1 protein-coding gene is annotated in these 1,309 nt (G+C 43.4%); it reads right to left on the minus strand.

The genetic code is table 11. The annotated features are described in order from the left end of the window. Positions 1-262: 262 nt before the first annotated feature. A complete protein-coding gene (locus QT974_RS34450) occupies positions 263-1,189 on the minus strand; it encodes a glycosyltransferase (RefSeq protein WP_333472832.1) in 927 nt (308 codons plus the stop codon). Positions 1,190-1,309: the final 120 nt, after the last annotated feature.

Consider the following 1,309-nt stretch of genomic DNA (forward strand, 5'->3'; position numbering starts at 1 on the left):
AGATTTTATGTCCAAATGCTACGCCCTTCTAGGATTTTTGCACTCTTGTCTAATACCTCAATCCCCCAATCTAAAATCTCAAACTTGTTCGCAGAGCGAAGTCGAAAAATCTCAAATATAAACCTGTAATTCAACTTTTTGAGAAACGCGATAGACGAGAGTTCATACTTATCTAGTGCCTCAGATACGAATTATGTTAGCAACAATTAACTGCTCAAAGCTGACACACCCTACCCACTCAAATTTCAAATAGATTAGCCTCTCAAAAATGACGCCCGTTACCAACGAACTCTTTCTCAACAAAAACATTTTTCTCCCAAAACAATCCCGCGGCAATTCCCGCCTGAGAAACTAAAAATAAAGCTGCAATTAATAGCCTTTGAATTCCCGATCCCTGGGAAAATGGATAAATTAGCAAATTGAGATAAAATGACGGATGTTGCCTTTTCCCCGCCTGGCCGGTTTTCGAGATAATTTCCCCAAACAAAAAAGCACCTCTGCCGTAATTGAATTGTTGCTGCCAAAATTTGCGCAGAGTTAGTGCGTGGGAGTGAGCAACTATAACTTCGGGAGCGTAGATGGCGCGCCCCCCGGAATTGAGCCAGCGAAAACAAAATTCACGGTCTTCTCCAGCCGCCAGAGCAAAAGTCGTGTCAAAGCCGCCGATTTTTGCGAAAGCCTCAGCAGCTATGCCAAAATTGTTAGAAGTGAAAAATTGCGCGCGATCGCCGATCGCATTGTAATAACTGTAAAGATAATCGATTAGTTGCTGGCTTGCCGTAGAATAGATGTTATCCGGCAGCGCGTTTACAGTTCGACCTCCGATTAAGCAATCTGGTGTTTCCACAAATCGCTTTTCCAGATTTTGCAGCCAATCTGCCGCCACAGTGCAGTCATCATCTGTAAACACTAAAAATTTGCCTGCTGCTGCTGAAGCTCCATTATTTCGTGCCGTTGCTGGGCCAGAGTTTGGTTGTGCGAGCAGTAGGATATTTAGCTGATTTTTCAAAGGGGAAATTGCAGTTTCTACTGATATTTCGGTGCTGTCGTTGACGACAATGACTTGAAATCGATCGCGCGGATATTCTAGTGCTACAAAAGACTGAAGACACGCTGCTAATTTTTCGGGGCGATTGTAAGTCGGGACAATAATTGAAAAGACTGTTTTTGTTTGAGCTTGGTTCATCATCGAGGAAGTTCGTCAAACGAACAATGTACGGGATGTAAGGGATTTGAGGGTGCATCTCAATGCAAGCAAATATATCCGTAGGGGCGAAGCATGACCGCAGTCAATATGGGATGATAATTA

The sequence above is a fragment of the Microcoleus sp. BM001215392 genome (assembly GCF_036700185.1).
Taxonomy (GTDB): domain Bacteria; phylum Cyanobacteriota; class Cyanobacteriia; order Cyanobacteriales; family Microcoleaceae; genus Microcoleus.

Bases quoted from the DNA above. Each gene is read 5' to 3' on its own strand.
- QT974_RS34450 (WP_333472832.1), bottom strand. From the start codon at position 1,189: ATGATGAACCAAGCTCAAACAAAAACAGTCTTTTCAATTATTGTCCCG.